The sequence below is a fragment of the Chitinophaga sp. CCNWYY40 genome, assembly GCF_037483205.1.
GTDB lineage: Bacteria > Bacteroidota > Bacteroidia > Chitinophagales > Chitinophagaceae > Chitinophaga > Chitinophaga ginsengisegetis.
Genome location: NZ_JBBHLF010000001.1, coordinates 1 through 15,233, shown reverse-complemented (window position 1 = coordinate 15,233; position 15,233 = coordinate 1). Strand labels below are relative to the sequence as shown.

The window sequence follows — 15,233 nt, the reverse complement described above, 5'->3', positions numbered from 1 at the left end:
GCTCTTCCTTTATTTCTTTTCTAACCGGAAGATCATGGCATCTGCCGCATCTGCAGTTATATGGATCTTCCCTTTCTCCGTAGATGTTTTACCGGAGAATAATTCTTTACAGAGATATTCCCCGCTGCCGAGTCCAAGCTTGCTAAAATCAGCTTCAAAGGTGGTGGGGCGCTTGTTATAGTTCACCACGGCCAGGTAGGTAAAGCGGCCGCTGTTGTGTACAAACAGGCTGGACGGCGTATCACCGGTATGATGATCCACCGGAACAAAACCATTTGGCAATTGTGCCGCTTCCAGCACATCGTGGTTTTGCAGCAGTTGCTGCGCTACGCCGGAAGCGCTGCTGTACGCGGAGTAGTCGTCGCCGGTAATAACGGTACCCGTAACGATGGCAGAAGTAAGGCGGGCCCTGTTTTCACCGGGAGCGGCGCCTGCAAACACCACGTGATCTGCATCGGTAAAACCGTACACTTTATTTTGCCACCATCCCAAACTGGTAGCGTTGAGGGTATAGGCTGTTTCGTCAATATTTTTGAAAGCATCGCAGGCAATACGGCGCATATGCACATACCTGCCGGTGGCCATACCGGGCGAAATGGCGGCGTATACCAGCATCTTGCCATCCAGCTGATCTACAAGGAATTCCATGCCCTTCCTGAATGCCTGCATGCCCGTATGCACGGACGGATCATAATACGCATCTGCTTCTATGGCTGCATGCCCGATAAAGTCAATCTTAATCATTTCAAAGCCGGTTTCCTTGAACCGTTTAATGAGATAAGCGATGCGCTCGCGGGTAGCAGGATGGGTAGGGTCCATTGCGCGGGCGCCGTCAAAATCGTGGTATTGCCCGTTTACTTTTGTCCAGGTTTCTTCATAATTGTAGTGGCTTCCTTCTACCACGCGGGAGGATTTGGACCAGTCTACAAACGGCGCCCAGTAAATGCCGGGCTTACATCCCCGCTGTCTGCAATACGCCACAAATTCTTTCAGCTGGCTGAAATCGCCTGTCATGCCGCCTTTGGTCATGTTATCCCAATAGGAGTCGAGGTCAATGTAAATGCTGCCGTCTTTACCACGGAATGTTTTACAGGAGTCTGCAAAAAAATCGACAACCTGTTTGGCTTTAGCCAGGTTTAATTTCGTTTGCATGCTTCCCCAACTGTTCCAGCCCAACGGCTTTGCCCCGGTCCATTCAAAAATATAGCGGGGTTCGGCGAGGCGGTTAGCGCTGCCATATTGCTCCATGCCTTTGCGCCAGTTGACGGCGGGCAGCACCAGGATCTTCGGGGAGCTGCACAGGGTATCGCCCTGCGTAACGATGCCGTGGGGTATTTTATCGCGGGTAACAAGACTGTCAGTCCACCCCGCCACCACAGAAATGCGTGAATTTTCCACCTTTACCCCTGTTTTCCAGTTGCTGTGTTCTACTGAGCCGAGTATGAGCCCGGCGTTGGTGACACTATCGTACAACGCGGTTACTTCTGAACTGGTGAATGCCGGGCCTTGCTGGTCCGCTACGCGGTACCTGATCCAGGCATCATTGTCAAAGGGCACCACTACCCCGCTGGTATACATCGCGGCTTCTCCTGTTAAAGGGCTCATGGCCCGGGAGCGCGCGCCTTTTCCCTGCAGGGTTACAGCCGTATAAAAACCATCTTTCCCTTTATACACATAAAATACCTGCTGTTTTTTTATGCCGTTACCAGCAGAAGTAATCACATACCGGGTCCCTTCTCCCATCCGGTCTTTTATGCGTGCACTGGCAAAAGTACGGGTAGCAGTGAGGGTATCAGGCCGGTGGGCATCTTCATAAAAAGCAAATGCATTCCGGATCACTTCTTTATTTCCGGTCCAAACGGAGTAAGTGCCTTTGCGCAAATCGTAGGCGATATAATTGTTTTTCCCGAAAGGAATATGTTTCACATGAGTGGCCTGTTGTGCGTGTAACGGCGTTAACAGGCAAAGCATTCCCGTAACAGATAAAAAGTATCTGCACCAGATCAGAGCGTTATTCATTTTGCAAGTCCTAGTGGTGAAAAGATCATAAATAGCAACACCATTAATATCAATAAGGCAGCGCTGTACCAGTGCCGGTTTTTCCACGGCTCCACGGATACTACCGGGATTACTGCCGGCTGATAAGGTACTGCCATTGGTTTTATTTTGCCGATGATCAGCATCAGCACCGCCGTTACCACAAAGGTAATCGCCAGCAGATGCAGGTAATGGATACCGGTATCAAATACCCATTGCAGTAATACGTTTACGGCCAGGAAAAATACCAGCCCCGCTTTGGCCGCCACCGGCGGAACGTGCCGGGTGGCCATTCCCACCACCATGATGGTAAAAATGGGAAGACTAAAAAACCCTGCCAGCATCTGGATATAATTATAAAAGCCGCCTTTGAACAACATGATAAACGGCGCAATGATAATACCCGACAACAATACCAACACCTGGAAAATACGGGTTCTGCTGATCAGTTCTTTATCCGTTACGCTGCCTTTGCGGGCTATCATGAAAGGCTTATATAAATTCATGGTGAACAACGTACCTACGCTGTTCAGCCCCGCATTAAAAGTGCTGAGCGCCGCACCAAAAACAATGGCCGCAATTAAACCGGTGTATACCGGCGGCAACACATCTGCCGCCATCCTGGGAAATACTTCCGCCGTTGCCTGCGGATGGATGTACAGGTGTACGGCAATGAGGCCGGGGATATTGAGCATGAGCGGCGACAATAACTTACACAAACACGCCAGCGCAATCCCTTTCTGGCTTTGCTCCAGGTTCACGGAGCCCAGCGCCTGCTGCACAATAAACTGTTCCATACCCCAGTAGTAAATATTCACCAGCAACATACCGGTAAAAATAGTGCTGAAAGGAACCGCGTCGTGCGCCGAGCCAATGGCATTTAAGTGATCGGTATGGCTTCCGAGTACAGTCAGCAAACCGGTTTCCGCATCGCCATGCCCCAGGTATTTAAACCCGAAATAAGGCAGCAGCAATCCACCGATGATCATACCACCGCCCAGCAATGTGTCGGAGATGCTGATCACTTTTAAACCGCCCAATACATTATAGAAAAAGCCCATGATGCCTATCAGGCATGCCAGCATCCAGATGGTGGACCAATAGCTGATATGCAGCAGCTCATTCAGGTGAAAGATACCGTTAAAGGCCACTGCCCCGCCATACAATACGGCTGGGATCAGGTTTACAAGATAGCTGAGCAGGAAAATAACGGATACTATTTTCTTGGTGCCGCTATCATACCGTACTTCCAGGAAATCGGGTGTGGTAACGGCCCCGATCCGCAGATAGATGGGCATCAGGAATTCGCCTACCAGCAACATCGCAAATACAGAGGTAACACCCCACGACATAATAGACATGTTATTGATGAAAACAGATTCGTTTTCACCAATAAACTGGTTGGCGCTGATGTTGGTCATGATGAGCGCACCACCTATTACCAGCCAGTTTAAACTACGGCTGCCAAGAAATACGTCGGCGGCGGTTTTCAACTGGTGCCTTCTTGTAATGTACCACGACAATACCGTCATGAGTACCACGAAAAAAGCAAAGCTTATAATAGTAGAAAGTGGCATTAATAATTACAGTTACAAAGATTTTCTTCTTATCAGCATGGTAGGCAGTACTTCCTGGATCTTCTCCCGGTTCAGTACAAAAACTGCTGCCTTCTCCGCCATCAGTTTAAAGTCCGTGGAATAAGTGGTGATACCATTACAGATAATTTCCTTTACCACATCATCATTGTGAGATAAAATGCCCACATCCTTTCCAAGCGTCATTTTCTTTCCCACACAATCTTTCAGGATGGCCCACAACTCCGTATTATTGATGGTGTAATATACTTTTCCTTTTGCCACCGTGCCGGGTACATATTCCGTTTTAATAACACCGTTAATCTGATGGTCTTTTATAAAGCGTTTGAATGCCTTCAGTATTTCTATCGGCGTATCGGTAGACGGCCGGTAATAAAAGATCATTTCATCAAACTGCCTGATGGTATCTGTTAACGCGGTGAATGCCCGGTAGGAAGATTCCCCGAACTCCTGCACAATGTAAGAACAATCTGCCTGTAACGGCTCGTACCGGTCAATCATCAGGAACTTATCCATCGGCAGCCCCCGCAGGATCTCCGCCGTTTTGGGATGAGGGATAGGCGCTACCACATACATCCCGTAGCGGCCCTTTACGGAAGCCACAATGCTTTCAAATACCTCGATATTGTTATGATGAAAGAAAACATCCAGCTGGATGTTTTCACCAAGATTTGCCCGGAAGGTTTTATAAAATGTTTCCTGGAAAGTATCAAACGCAAATAACAGCAACGCCACTTTCAGCTGCTGCCCGGTATCGTCGCTGCTCACAAAAAAACCTTTCCTGTTTTGCGATGCCACAATCCCTCTTTCCACCAGTTCCTTATAACCTTTGGCAATCGTTTCCCGCGCAAATCCAAGCTCCCCGATCAGGTTATTCACAGAAGGCAATGAGTCGCCTCTCGACAACAACTTTGAGTTGATGGCATTGATGATGCCCTGAACAAATTGTTCATGTTTAGAAAGACCCGGAATGCCGTCCAGTTCATGTATCTGTTCGTATACGTCCTGCATGTAAGGAAAAATTGATCTGGAATTAACTGTACTACACTATCCTACTAAGCTATTGCGTTTTTTCTACACTTGCAACTTTTTGCAGTGAATAATGCGTTTCAGGCAGTGATTGTAACTTCCTGGCAGCCCATTCGGGTGTAATGTCCCGCTGCGGACTGGCCAGCAGCTCATACCCTACCATAAACTTTTTCACGGATGCAGAACGCAGCAGCGGCGGATAGAAATGCATATGCCAGTGCCATTCCGGATGATCGCCCGAATTCACAGGCGCCTGGTGCATACCGGCGGAGTAAGGGAATGATGTTTCAAAAAGATTATCATATTTTATGGTCAGTCTTTTTAAAATATCCGCCAGCGCGTGCTGCTCTGCTTCATTAAAATGCAGCAGATCCGGTACATGCCGCTTGCTGATGATCATGGTTTCAAATGGCCAAACCGCCCAGAACGGCACCAATGCCACGAAGTGATCATTCTCACAAACAATCCTTTCCTGCTTTTCCAGCTCCAAAGCTACATAGCTTTGCAGCAGGCTTTTGCCGGTAGCTTCATAATATTTTTTCTGGTGAGATGTTTCCTTGATCAACTCCGCCGGTAAATCGCTGGTTGCCCAGATCTGGCCGTGTGGATGAGGGTTGCTGCACCCCATGATGTCGCCTTTGTTTTCAAAAATCTGGATATACTTTATATCCGTATCGGCAGCAAGCTGGCGAAATTCTTCCTGCCACAACGTAATCACTTTCCGGATGTCTGCTACTTCCAGCAGCGGCAGCGTAAGATCATGCCGCGGGGAAAAACAGATCACACGGCAGGTGCCCTTCACGGCCCGTGCATGTAATAAGCTGTCGGTCACATCAGCGCCTGCAGGTGTATCTGCCATCAGTGCGCCGAAATCATTGGTAAATGCAAAAGGCTCTGTATAAGCAGGGTTCTGATCCCCGCCCATCCTGCTGTTGCCCGGGCATAAATAACAGGAGGCATCGTACTCCGGCAGCGGATCTTTATTTACTTTCTCTACTTTGCCCTGCCACGGCCTTTTGGTACGGTGCGGCGATACTAATACCCACTCGCCCGTTAAGATATTTAACCGCTGGTGGGGGTGCTCTTCTAACTGGAATCTGTTCATAGATAATCAGGATACTTCGTTAATCCGGATAACCACGCTGGTTCTTTTAACATTCAGCTGTGGATTAAATCCGATGTTCATTAAAAATTCGCCGGTAAATATAGTGTTATCCGGGATAACTGTATCTTCTCCGGGATAAAGATTAATTTCTTTCAGGTGGTATTTCTTTGCAGGGTCCAGGCCCTTTAACCGGATGGGAAATTTGCTGCCTTCGCCATAACGGTAATTTACCAGGTAGTTAAACAATACGCCGGTGGCTTTCTTTTCATCGAGATACATTACGGCGGCTACGCTGCCCTCGCGCGGATCTGCCAGCCGGTATTGGTCGCCGTGCCAGATCAAATCTTTCAAAGCATTATAATTATTAATCGCCTCCTTGCAGAAAGCGAGATCTTTCTCTTTTAAATCCTTTACTACAATATCAAAACCCAGCTTGCCCATCATGGCTACATCCACCCTGAATTTGATAGGTTGCTTACCCCAGTCGGTTACGTGGTTGGCGCTGGCAATGGCCGGATAGAAGTAAGAGTTTTCCCACTGGATATAGATGCGCTCCAAAGGATCGGTGTTATCGCTGGGCCAGTACTCCGTAAAATATTGTAACGCAGCATAGTCCACACGGCCGCCGCCACCGGAGCAAAGCATCATGGGCACATTGGGATATTTAGCGCGTACCCTGGCCAGTACTTTATACAAGCCCCGCACATATTCCACATAGAACTGCGACTGCTGCTGCTTTTGGTAAGCGGACCATGCGTTGTAAATAACAGCGTTGCAATCCCATTTGATATAAGATAATTTGGGCGCTTTTATAAACAGCGAATCCACCACCCGGAACACAAAATCCTGTACCTGCGGATTACTCAAATCCAGCACCAGCTGGTTACGGAAATAATGTTCTTCGCGGCCGGGTTGTCTTAATACCCAATCCGGATGTTTTGTGTTCAGCTCACTCTTTGGATTCACCATTTCGGGTTCTATCCAGATCCCAAATTTCACCCCGTTAAGTTGCGCCATGCTATCCAGCGCAGCAATACCGTTAGGCAGTTTTTTGCGGTTCTCCTGCCAGTCGCCCAACCCGGCGTGATCGCTGTTGCGCGGAAATTTATTACCAAACCAGCCGTCGTCCAGCAGGAAGAGATCCACGCCGAGGTCTTTGGTATCTTTTAATAAGCTTTTCAGTGCGGATTCATCGAAGTTGAAATTAGTGGCTTCCCAGTTATTTAATAGCGTGAGCCGCTCTCCTTTTCCGTCCAGTAATTTATAGTTCCTCGCCCAGCTTTGCAGCTTACGGCTGGCATCTCCTTTTCCTTTGGTGGAGAAGGTATACAGGAAAGGCGGCGTTTCAAAAGCGGTATTTGTTTTTAATACATAGGGAGATGCATAGTTATTGATTCCAGCTATGATACGTAAGTTATCCAGGTTGTCGAGTTCAAGATCGATCCTGAAATTTCCGCTCCACTCCAGGGACCCGTATAACACACTGCCCTCGTCTTCTGTAGCCGGTTTATCCAGCGACACCATGAAAACCGGTGGCTGGAATAAATTGGCGCGGGTACCCAGTTTGGAATCCAGTGTTTTAATGCCATGTGTAATCGGTGTTTCTTCCGGCTGCATTTCCTTTGCCCAGTCGCCATGATACTGCCGGAGCCAGTAACGCGGCGCTTTGAGATAAAGATTGGCGGAAGCAAATTTCTGCAGGGTTACATTTCCTTTTTCCTGGTGCCTGATTACGGACCATTGTTCTATTACATCTTCAGCTTTATACACTTTGTAATACAGCGTTACTTCAAAGGGATACACGGGGTCTTTCAGCAGGATACTGATCTCTTCTGCATCTGCTCCGCGGGGAGTTACTTTATGACTTACATAACGCAGGTCCAGCGCATTATTGCCATCGGCATGCGTTACCGCGATGGCGGGTTCCACCAGGTTTTTTGTACCGGCAGCGGTATAGGCAGCATTGGATACGGTTGAATAATCTTCGGTTTGTTTGTACGCCATTGGTACCTGCTGGTACTCTGCGGCGTTGGATAGTTTGGTACCAAAGTAGATGGTGGACAATTGTCCCTTTGCATCTACCTGTAATACCATGGCATTATTTTTTGATTCCACAGGGATTGTAAATGGCCTGGCATCCTGTGCGAAGGCTTGTCCGCAGCAGCACATCGCCAATAACCAGATGCCCTGTTTCAAGTGGATGAATCGTATCATGAAAAAAATCTTTTTAAACTTATAGCTACAGGTATTTATGAGCAATACGGATAACGGTATGCCCGCTATCCGTATCATTTTAAGGAGTATATCAGTACCCCGCATTCTGACGGAGTTTTCTTCCGGATGAATTAATTTCCGACTGCGGAATGGGCACCCAGTAATTTTTTGCTTTATCAAATTTGCGGTTGTCCAGTGCAATAATTCTTGTGTATACGATGGCGCCATTGGGTTGTTTGGATGGCAATATGCCATAGCCGGGAACGTTTTCTGTTACCTCTGCAATCTTCCACCGGCGTACATCGAAATAGCGGTGTTCTTCAAAGGCCAGTTCAATGCGGCGTTCGTTGCGGATGCGGCTCCGCATACTGTCGGCCGACAATCCTTTGGGTAGTTCAGGCATGCCTGCTCTTGCGCGGATATCATTCACCGCTTTATACACCGTGTTATCCGGGCCTACAGCTTCATTCTGCGCTTCCGCGTAGTTCAGCAACACTTCCGCATACCTTAAATATTTCCAGGGCTGGTAAGCTGTCTGGTTCGGGTTTTCAACCGGGTTGGCTTCGTTGATATATTTTCTTACGTAGTAGCCGGTAGGACTGGTATTCCAGTTACCATTGCCATCTTTACTGTCTTTGCCGCCGGGACGGAATGTTTCCACGTTGCGGGTTCTGTAAGGAGCGCCGTTATAGAGAATGCTCGCATAAAAACGTGGGTCCCTGTTCTGGTAGGGATTTGCTTTTTCTGCAGGATTGTTCCAGTCGAAACGGGAGCCATCGGCCATTTCATAATCGTCTACAAGATTCTGCATTGGCGTGTTTCCGCCCCATCCGCCATAACCATTGGGACCGTTTACCAGTTCCAGGTTGGTGTGTTCGTTGGTAGGAGAATATACCCGTTCAAAAATATCTTCACTGGTGCCACTGATGGTGAATAAAGTTTTGTAGTTGTTATACAGCGTAAACTTGTTCAGCGCTATTACATCGGAAGCTGCAGCAGCAGCGGTGGCCCATTTTGTTTTATCATTGGAGCCATTGGTATACAAAGGGCTGGCAGCGTATAACAACAGGCGCGCTTTCAATGCCAGTGCGGCAGCGTAGGAGCCGCGGCCAGTGGGATAACTTTTATCCTTCATCATAGTAGCGGCAGTATTCAGTTCATTCACTGCATACTGAATACATTCCTGCACCGGTTTACGGATAAAAAGCGAATCGAAGTTGGTATCATCCAGGTTGTATACGCGGTCGCCGGCCAAAGGCACATCACCGAAGTTGCGGATCAGGTCCTGGTAGCGGTAAGCGCGGATAAAGTGGAGTTCTCCTTTCAGCCGTTCTTTTCCATAATCGCTCATTGGAACTTTGTCGATGTTGGCTAACGCGTAATTCACTTCCCGGATGCTGCGATAGCTCCTGATCCAGGTATCGCTCATCCAGCCGGTTCTGTCCGGCGTGAGGGCGCCCTGTTGCACAAACCAGGTATTGTTGTCCCATACTACCACGGATTCATCTGTTACAGAACTCATCCAGGCATCTTCAAAAGCGCGGCCAAATCCGGGTTTTCCACCATCGTTACTACCGCCTACACCGATATATCTTCCTGTAACATAGGCTTCCGCCAGCGAGGAATCGCCCCACACGGCAGCATCGGTGATGATGCTGGTTGGTGCGGTGTCAAGAAAATCTTTCTTACATGCTCCCAGTGCCGCCAGGCCGGCTGCTACCAGGATCAGTGATATATTTTTAGTCTTCATTTCTTTGCAATTGAAATAGTAAATGATTTGTTTCCCCTCTTAAAAATTCACATTCACGCCTACGTTAAACACTTTCTGTTGCGGGTAAAAATATCCGCTGCCATCGGTGCCTTCCGGATCTATTTGTTTCACTCTTGTAAAGGTGAGCAGGTTAAATCCATTCACATAAAAGCGGGCCGATTTAATGGATGCTTTCGACAATAAAGCAGTAGGCAGGTTATAGCCAATCTCTACGTTTTTAAGGCGGAGGAAAGAAGTATTCCAGTTCCAGAAAGTACTTGGGTATGCACCGAGGTTACTGGAATTCGGTCTGGATACAGGACGAGGCCAGGAAGCATTGGTATTCTCCGGTGTCCAGCGGTTATCTGCCCATTCCTTGAGGAAGGAGCCAAATTCACCGGATTCCCAGAGGAGGTATTGTGCGGATTCCCCCTGTCCCTGTAATAAAATATTTACATCAAAACTTTTCCAGGAAGCGCCTAACGTGATGCCATATACGATTTGCGGAATATTGTTCTGGTCTACTCTTACGCGGTCGGCAGCGGTAATTGCCTTATCGCCGTCGTAGTCTTCCAGGATCAGGTCACCGGGCCTGGTGCCGGGAGCGTGTGGTGTAGCATCGATCTGCGCCTGGTCTTTGAAGATGCCGATGCTGCGGTAGTACAGGCCGGCATTGATCGGGTGTCCTTCCACTTTCTGGTAAGAAAGGGTACCCGGCGCTTCATCCAGGAAGATGACTTTGTTTTTGATAAAGCTGAAGTTACCACCGATATTGAATTTTACGTCGTTGAAGCGGGTTTCATACATCACGGAGGCTTCAATGCCTTTGTTGGTAACCTTACCGATATTTTCGTCGGGGATCTGGCTGCTGCTGATACCGCTTACGCCGGGGATACTTAAATTTCTCGGCGCCAGGATATTGTCTCTCGTTTCACTGAACACATCCAGGGTAACATTAAAGTGATTGAATAAAGAAGCGTCTATACCGATGTTGGCCTTCTTTGCTGTTTCCCAGGTGATATTTGGATTCGCCAGTTTGGCGTATACAATGGTGGGGATATTGGCGCCGTAAGGCTGTCCTGCGTTTGTTAATGTGCTCAGTGCATTGGTTTGCAGGTTCAGGTTTTGAAGATATTGATAGCCGGGCGCATCGTCCGGTTTAATATTTTCATTTCCCAGCAGTCCGTAGGAAGCGCGGAGCTTTAAGCTGTTGATCGTATTTTTATTAAACCACGATTCTTCTGAAATACGCCATGCTGCCATTGCGCTGGGGAAAAATCCGTATTGTCTTCCCGGTGCAAAAATGGAGGAGCCATCTTCACGGAGCTGTACATCCAACAGGTATTTTTCTGAATAGTTATAACTAATACGGCCGAAGTAACTTCTGCGGGTAATGATGTAGCTGCTGCCGTAGTTACTTGCATCTGTTGGCAAAGCGCCTCCCTGGCTCAGTTCCGGCAACAAGGTGGTGATATAGTTCTGACGGCCGGCGCCAAAAGTTTCATACGTTGTTTTCGATTGCTGTACTGCTGCAAACGCGCTGAGCTGGTGTTTACCAAAATGTTTATCATAACTCAAACGGAGAAAAGAGTTCAGGAGTGTATAGTTGATCTGGCTTTCCGACATGGAAGGGTTATTGGGACCGCCTTTCACCGCGTCATAGGTTTGTGTGCCTTTATCGTACTGGTACACGATCCAGTTTTTAGCCAGCTGTTTATCAAATTCAAAACGCTTGTCGATAGATACCATTCCATCTACTGATAATCCTTTAGCTAATTCGTAACTCGCTTTACCAATGATACTACCGGTGGTGATGGGTCTTTTATCTGCACCGGATAACTGTGCCATTGCCAGCGGATTTTTCCCCATTTCCACACCGGCGCCCATCATGCCATTCGGATAATAAGCCGGGAGTGTTGGATAGGTGCGGTAAAGGAATTCAAATACATTGGAGGCGCCAAAGCCGGCCAGTGCGGTCTTTTCTTCCTGCCGGCCAGACATCTGTACCGTTGCTTTAAACCGGGAAGAGAAGTTAATATCGAAGTTTGCGCGGATGTTATATTGTTTATAATTGAGTGGACTGTTGCGATACAATCCATCCTGGTTCAGATAGCCGCCGGAGATATAATACGACAGTTTATTGCTGCCGCCGGAGAAGGAAAGATTGGCGGAAGTTTGAGGCGCCAGTGGTTTCATCACTTCCTTTTCCCAATCTGTGTTCGGGTAAGACACGGGGTCTTTCCCGTTTCTGAACAGTTCTATTTCCGCATCGGAATAGCGCTGGCGCTGGCCTTGTGAAGGATTGTTATAATAGCCTATTTCATTTACGATAGTGGCGTAGGTAGCCGCATCTACAAATTCCGGCAACCGGGTAGGTTTTATAAAACCCTGGTTGAGGTTGAAGCTGAAATTTGTTTTGCCGGCTTCTCCTTTTTTGGTGGTGACCAATATAACGCCGTTCGCTGCCTGCGAGCCATAAATGGCGGCAGAAGCATCTTTCAGGATACTGATGCTTTCAATATCGCTGGCGTTTAAGCGGGAAAATCCACCGAGTGCATTGGGTACGCCATCAATTACAATTAACGGGGCAGAGTTACCGGTGGTAGCCACCCCGCGGATCAGCAGCCGGGCATCGTCGTAACCTGGTTCCCCGCTGGTGTTGGGCGCAATGAGGCCCGGCATACGGCCAACGAGTGAGTTGGAGATATTGGGCTGCGGGCTTCTTACTATTTCCGCGCTTTTCACTGCTGCAACGGAACCTGTTAACGTGGCTTTTTTTGTGGTGCCATATCCTACTACCACTACGTCGTTCAGGTTTTCCACAGAGGGTTCCAGGGCAATAGTGGTGAAATCCTGCGTGAGTGTTAACTCCTGTTGCCGGAAACCAATTCCCGAAACAACCACTGTGTTGCTGCCTGTGGGCATGGTAAGCACAAACCGGCCTTCCTCATCTGTTTTTGCACCGGCGGTGGTGCCTTTTACAACTATAGAAATAAATGGTAGTGGTGATTTGTCGGTGGAACTGATGACTTTACCTTTGAATGGTTTCTGCTGGGCATACGCTGGTATGCACAAACAAAACGCAGCAAAAAATGCGATGACGCATTTCAGCAAGTGTTTGGCAATCATTTTTTTTTCAATTTAAAACGTAAATGGAATACGAATGGTGGAAACATCAATCGTGGAACGGCGCTGTGATCCAATCATTCATAACGTGCTTTTTTAGTTGACCTGTACTATTTGCATCTGTACTATACTATACTATACTATTTTACAAATATAATTTCCGGTATTGAAACTTCCAAAAAAAATTCCAGTGCGCCAACGGGATGAATATATTAGCCCTCATTACCTTATTTTTATTGCAGAAAGATATGCTTATGACAAACCGTTTCTCCGCCGCACTGGCTGCCTTGTTGTTAACCGGCAGCGCATTAATGGCGCAAAGCAAAAAACCCATAGACGCCATAAAAGCGGACGATATTAAAAAGGACCTGTACTACCTGGCCGACGATCATTTCAGGGGAAGGGAAGCCGGCACACTGGACGAATTAAAGGCATCCGTATGGCTGGCGGAACAGGCGCGTAAAGCCGGTCTTGAACCCGCCGGTGATGATGGCACCTACTTCCAGTTCTTTTCCCTGATACGGGAACGGGTGAGTAACAACAGCACCATCAGTATAGGCAACCGGCCGTTTCATTTATGGCAGGACGCCATTGTATATGAACCCAGCTTTGCAGCGGTGGATGCGCCCATTGTATTTATAAATGATGCCGACACCGTATCTGCCGCTACCATAAAAGGAAAAGTAGTGGCATTGCAGTTTTCCGCCAAAGGCATCAATGATCCGCGTGTGCATGTACCTACGCGATACGCAGGCATAGTAGTGAACTACTGGGCAAAGTACCTCGCCTCCAAAGGCGCAGTGGCCATTATTTTTGTTGGGGATGAACTGGCACAGAAAGGATGGGGCAAAGCCACACAATATAACAACCGAGGTTCCTACCAGATAGAAGGCAGTCTTTTTCACCGGCAGCTGTTAACCGGCGTTCCCATCATCTGGCTGCAGCAGGATGCACTGCCGCTGGTACAGCAGCCAGGGCAACAACTGAAAGCGCACATCTTCTCTGAATCTTTTACCTACCCTTCGGTAAATGTGGTAGCGAAAGTAAAAGGCAGCGATCCTAAGCTGGCAGGAGAATATGTGGTGTTCAGCGGCCACCAGGATCATGACGGGGTAAGGAATGTACCCGGAGTGGCCGATTCTATTTACAATGGCGCCGATGATAATGCCAGCGTAAGCGTTGCCCTGCTGGCCATTGGCCGGGCCTTCCGCCAGCAACCGGGCAAGCGCTCCACCCTGTTCATCTGGCATGGTTCGGAAGAAAGAGGACTGTTTGGCTCCACCTGGTTTGCGGATCATCCAACGGTGCCCCGGGAATCACTGGTAGCTGTATTAAATGCGGATATGATCGGCAATAATGCGCCCGACAGCGCCGCCCTGCTTGGCCTCATCCCGCCTCACCTCAGCTCTTCCGCGCTGGCAAAAATAGGAGTGGAAGAAAACCGTAAAGGACCGGGATTCAAACTGGATACGGCATGGGATAAAGCCACCCATCCGGAAGTATGGTATTTCCGCAGCGATCACTATCCCTATGCGAAAAAGAATATCCCGGTACTCTACTTCAGCTCATTGCCACATGCGCTTTATCACACCCCGGGCGATGAAGCGGCTACTATCAATATAGAAAAGCTGACAAAAATAGCCCGGTGGATGTATGCCACCGGCTTTACTGTATCCAACCTGGCAGAGCGGCCGGCAATGGAACCCGGCTTCCAGCTGGAAAGGTAAATGTATAAGGAAGCAGCGGCCGCAGTCGCTGCTTCCTTATAGTGTAATCTCTTCTTCCTTCATCAGGAATGCGCCGTAGGCATGCAGTGCATCGATAACAGACAATGCCTGCTTTGCCCTTTCGGTGAGCGCATAATCCACGCGCGGGGGCTTTTCAGCATATGCCCTCCGGGTCACCATGTTTTTCTCTTCCAGGTCGCGCAGTTGCGTAATCAGCATTTTATCGGTGATATGCGATATGGACTTTTTCAGATCGCCATACCGGACCGGTCCTTCACGAAGCGCCACCAGGATAGGCATTTTCCAGGTACCCCCGATATAATTCATTGCAAATTCAACAGGACTATAATACAGCCTGTTCTGATGCCGGAAATCTTTCATACCGGAAATTTACTTCCGTATTCCCGTTTTTTTGCCTTTATATACTAAAAAGTAGGTATCCCTGTTGCCTCACGGATGCGTGTCCGGTACTTCGGACATGGGTACCTGATGGACTATCCATGCACTATCTATACTGTTCCCATGCACTCCTCATGCACTATTAATGCACTATCCATGCACTCAGGCTGCCTGGGTCTAGTCCTGGTATAGGTTTACACTTTTGTTAGATAATCCTGTTTGAAGTTTACAATATAAGTTTTTAGTCCTAC

9 protein-coding genes are annotated in these 15,233 nt (G+C 48.2%); 1 reads left to right on the top strand and 8 read right to left on the bottom strand.

Annotated elements, in window-relative coordinates; genetic code table 11:
- Window positions 1-9 precede the first annotated feature (9 nt).
- The 7 genes from V7S65_RS00045 to V7S65_RS00015 all read right to left on the bottom strand — a co-directional run bounded on the left by V7S65_RS00045 (window position 10) and on the right by V7S65_RS00015 (window position 12,859).
- The gene (locus V7S65_RS00045) at window positions 10-2,019 is read right to left on the bottom strand and encodes a hypothetical protein (RefSeq protein ID WP_336386619.1); all 2,010 of its coding nucleotides are present in this window, start codon (window positions 2,017-2,019) and stop codon (window positions 10-12) included.
- A complete protein-coding gene (locus tag V7S65_RS00040; RefSeq protein ID WP_336386620.1) occupies window positions 2,016-3,614 on the bottom strand; it encodes a solute:sodium symporter family transporter in 1,599 nt (532 codons plus the stop codon). The genes V7S65_RS00045 and V7S65_RS00040 overlap by 4 nt, the downstream gene beginning before the upstream one ends.
- A gap of 12 nt (window positions 3,615-3,626) precedes the next feature.
- Entirely contained in the window at window positions 3,627-4,643 is a 1,017-nt protein-coding gene (locus V7S65_RS00035) for a GntR family transcriptional regulator (protein WP_336386621.1), read from the bottom strand.
- A 49-nt stretch (window positions 4,644-4,692) separates the two neighbouring features.
- Window positions 4,693-5,766, bottom strand: coding sequence for a UDP-glucose--hexose-1-phosphate uridylyltransferase (locus V7S65_RS00030; protein WP_336386622.1), 1,074 nt, complete (start codon window positions 5,764-5,766; stop codon window positions 4,693-4,695).
- Between the two features lie 6 nt (window positions 5,767-5,772).
- Window positions 5,773-7,980, bottom strand: a complete 2,208-nt coding sequence (locus tag V7S65_RS00025) for an alpha-galactosidase (RefSeq protein ID WP_336386623.1) — start codon at window positions 7,978-7,980, stop codon at window positions 5,773-5,775.
- A 91-nt stretch (window positions 7,981-8,071) separates the two neighbouring features.
- Window positions 8,072-9,730, bottom strand: a complete 1,659-nt coding sequence (locus V7S65_RS00020) for a RagB/SusD family nutrient uptake outer membrane protein (RefSeq protein WP_336386624.1) — start codon at window positions 9,728-9,730, stop codon at window positions 8,072-8,074.
- A gap of 39 nt (window positions 9,731-9,769) precedes the next feature.
- On the bottom strand, window positions 9,770-12,859 hold the full coding sequence (locus V7S65_RS00015; RefSeq protein WP_336386625.1) for a SusC/RagA family TonB-linked outer membrane protein: 3,090 nt from the start codon (window positions 12,857-12,859) through the stop codon (window positions 9,770-9,772).
- 251 nt (window positions 12,860-13,110) lie between these two features.
- Between V7S65_RS00015 and V7S65_RS00010 the strand changes: the two genes are divergently transcribed.
- Window positions 13,111-14,583 carry a M28 family peptidase gene (locus V7S65_RS00010; protein ID WP_336386626.1) on the top strand — a complete coding sequence of 491 codons (1,473 nt, stop codon included), beginning with the start codon at window positions 13,111-13,113 and terminating at the stop codon, window positions 14,581-14,583.
- A gap of 36 nt (window positions 14,584-14,619) precedes the next feature.
- On the opposite strand, the gene V7S65_RS00005 is transcribed toward V7S65_RS00010, so the two are convergent.
- Window positions 14,620-14,964: a winged helix-turn-helix transcriptional regulator gene (locus V7S65_RS00005; RefSeq protein WP_336386627.1), complete on the bottom strand. Its 345-nt coding sequence runs from the start codon at window positions 14,962-14,964 to the stop codon at window positions 14,620-14,622.
- Window positions 14,965-15,233: the final 269 nt, after the last annotated feature.

Bases quoted from the DNA above. Each gene is read 5' to 3' on its own strand.
- V7S65_RS00045 (WP_336386619.1), bottom strand. From the start codon at position 2,019: ATGAATAACGCTCTGATCTGGTGCAGATACTTTTTATCTGTTACGGGA.
- V7S65_RS00040 (WP_336386620.1), bottom strand. From the start codon at position 3,614: ATGCCACTTTCTACTATTATAAGCTTTGCTTTTTTCGTGGTACTCATG.
- V7S65_RS00035 (WP_336386621.1), bottom strand. From the start codon at position 4,643: ATGCAGGACGTATACGAACAGATACATGAACTGGACGGCATTCCGGGT.
- V7S65_RS00030 (WP_336386622.1), bottom strand. From the start codon at position 5,766: ATGAACAGATTCCAGTTAGAAGAGCACCCCCACCAGCGGTTAAATATC.
- V7S65_RS00025 (WP_336386623.1), bottom strand. From the start codon at position 7,980: ATGATACGATTCATCCACTTGAAACAGGGCATCTGGTTATTGGCGATG.
- V7S65_RS00020 (WP_336386624.1), bottom strand. From the start codon at position 9,730: ATGAAGACTAAAAATATATCACTGATCCTGGTAGCAGCCGGCCTGGCG.
- V7S65_RS00015 (WP_336386625.1), bottom strand. From the start codon at position 12,859: ATGATTGCCAAACACTTGCTGAAATGCGTCATCGCATTTTTTGCTGCG.
- V7S65_RS00010 (WP_336386626.1), top strand. From the start codon at position 13,111: ATGACAAACCGTTTCTCCGCCGCACTGGCTGCCTTGTTGTTAACCGGC.
- V7S65_RS00005 (WP_336386627.1), bottom strand. From the start codon at position 14,964: ATGAAAGATTTCCGGCATCAGAACAGGCTGTATTATAGTCCTGTTGAA.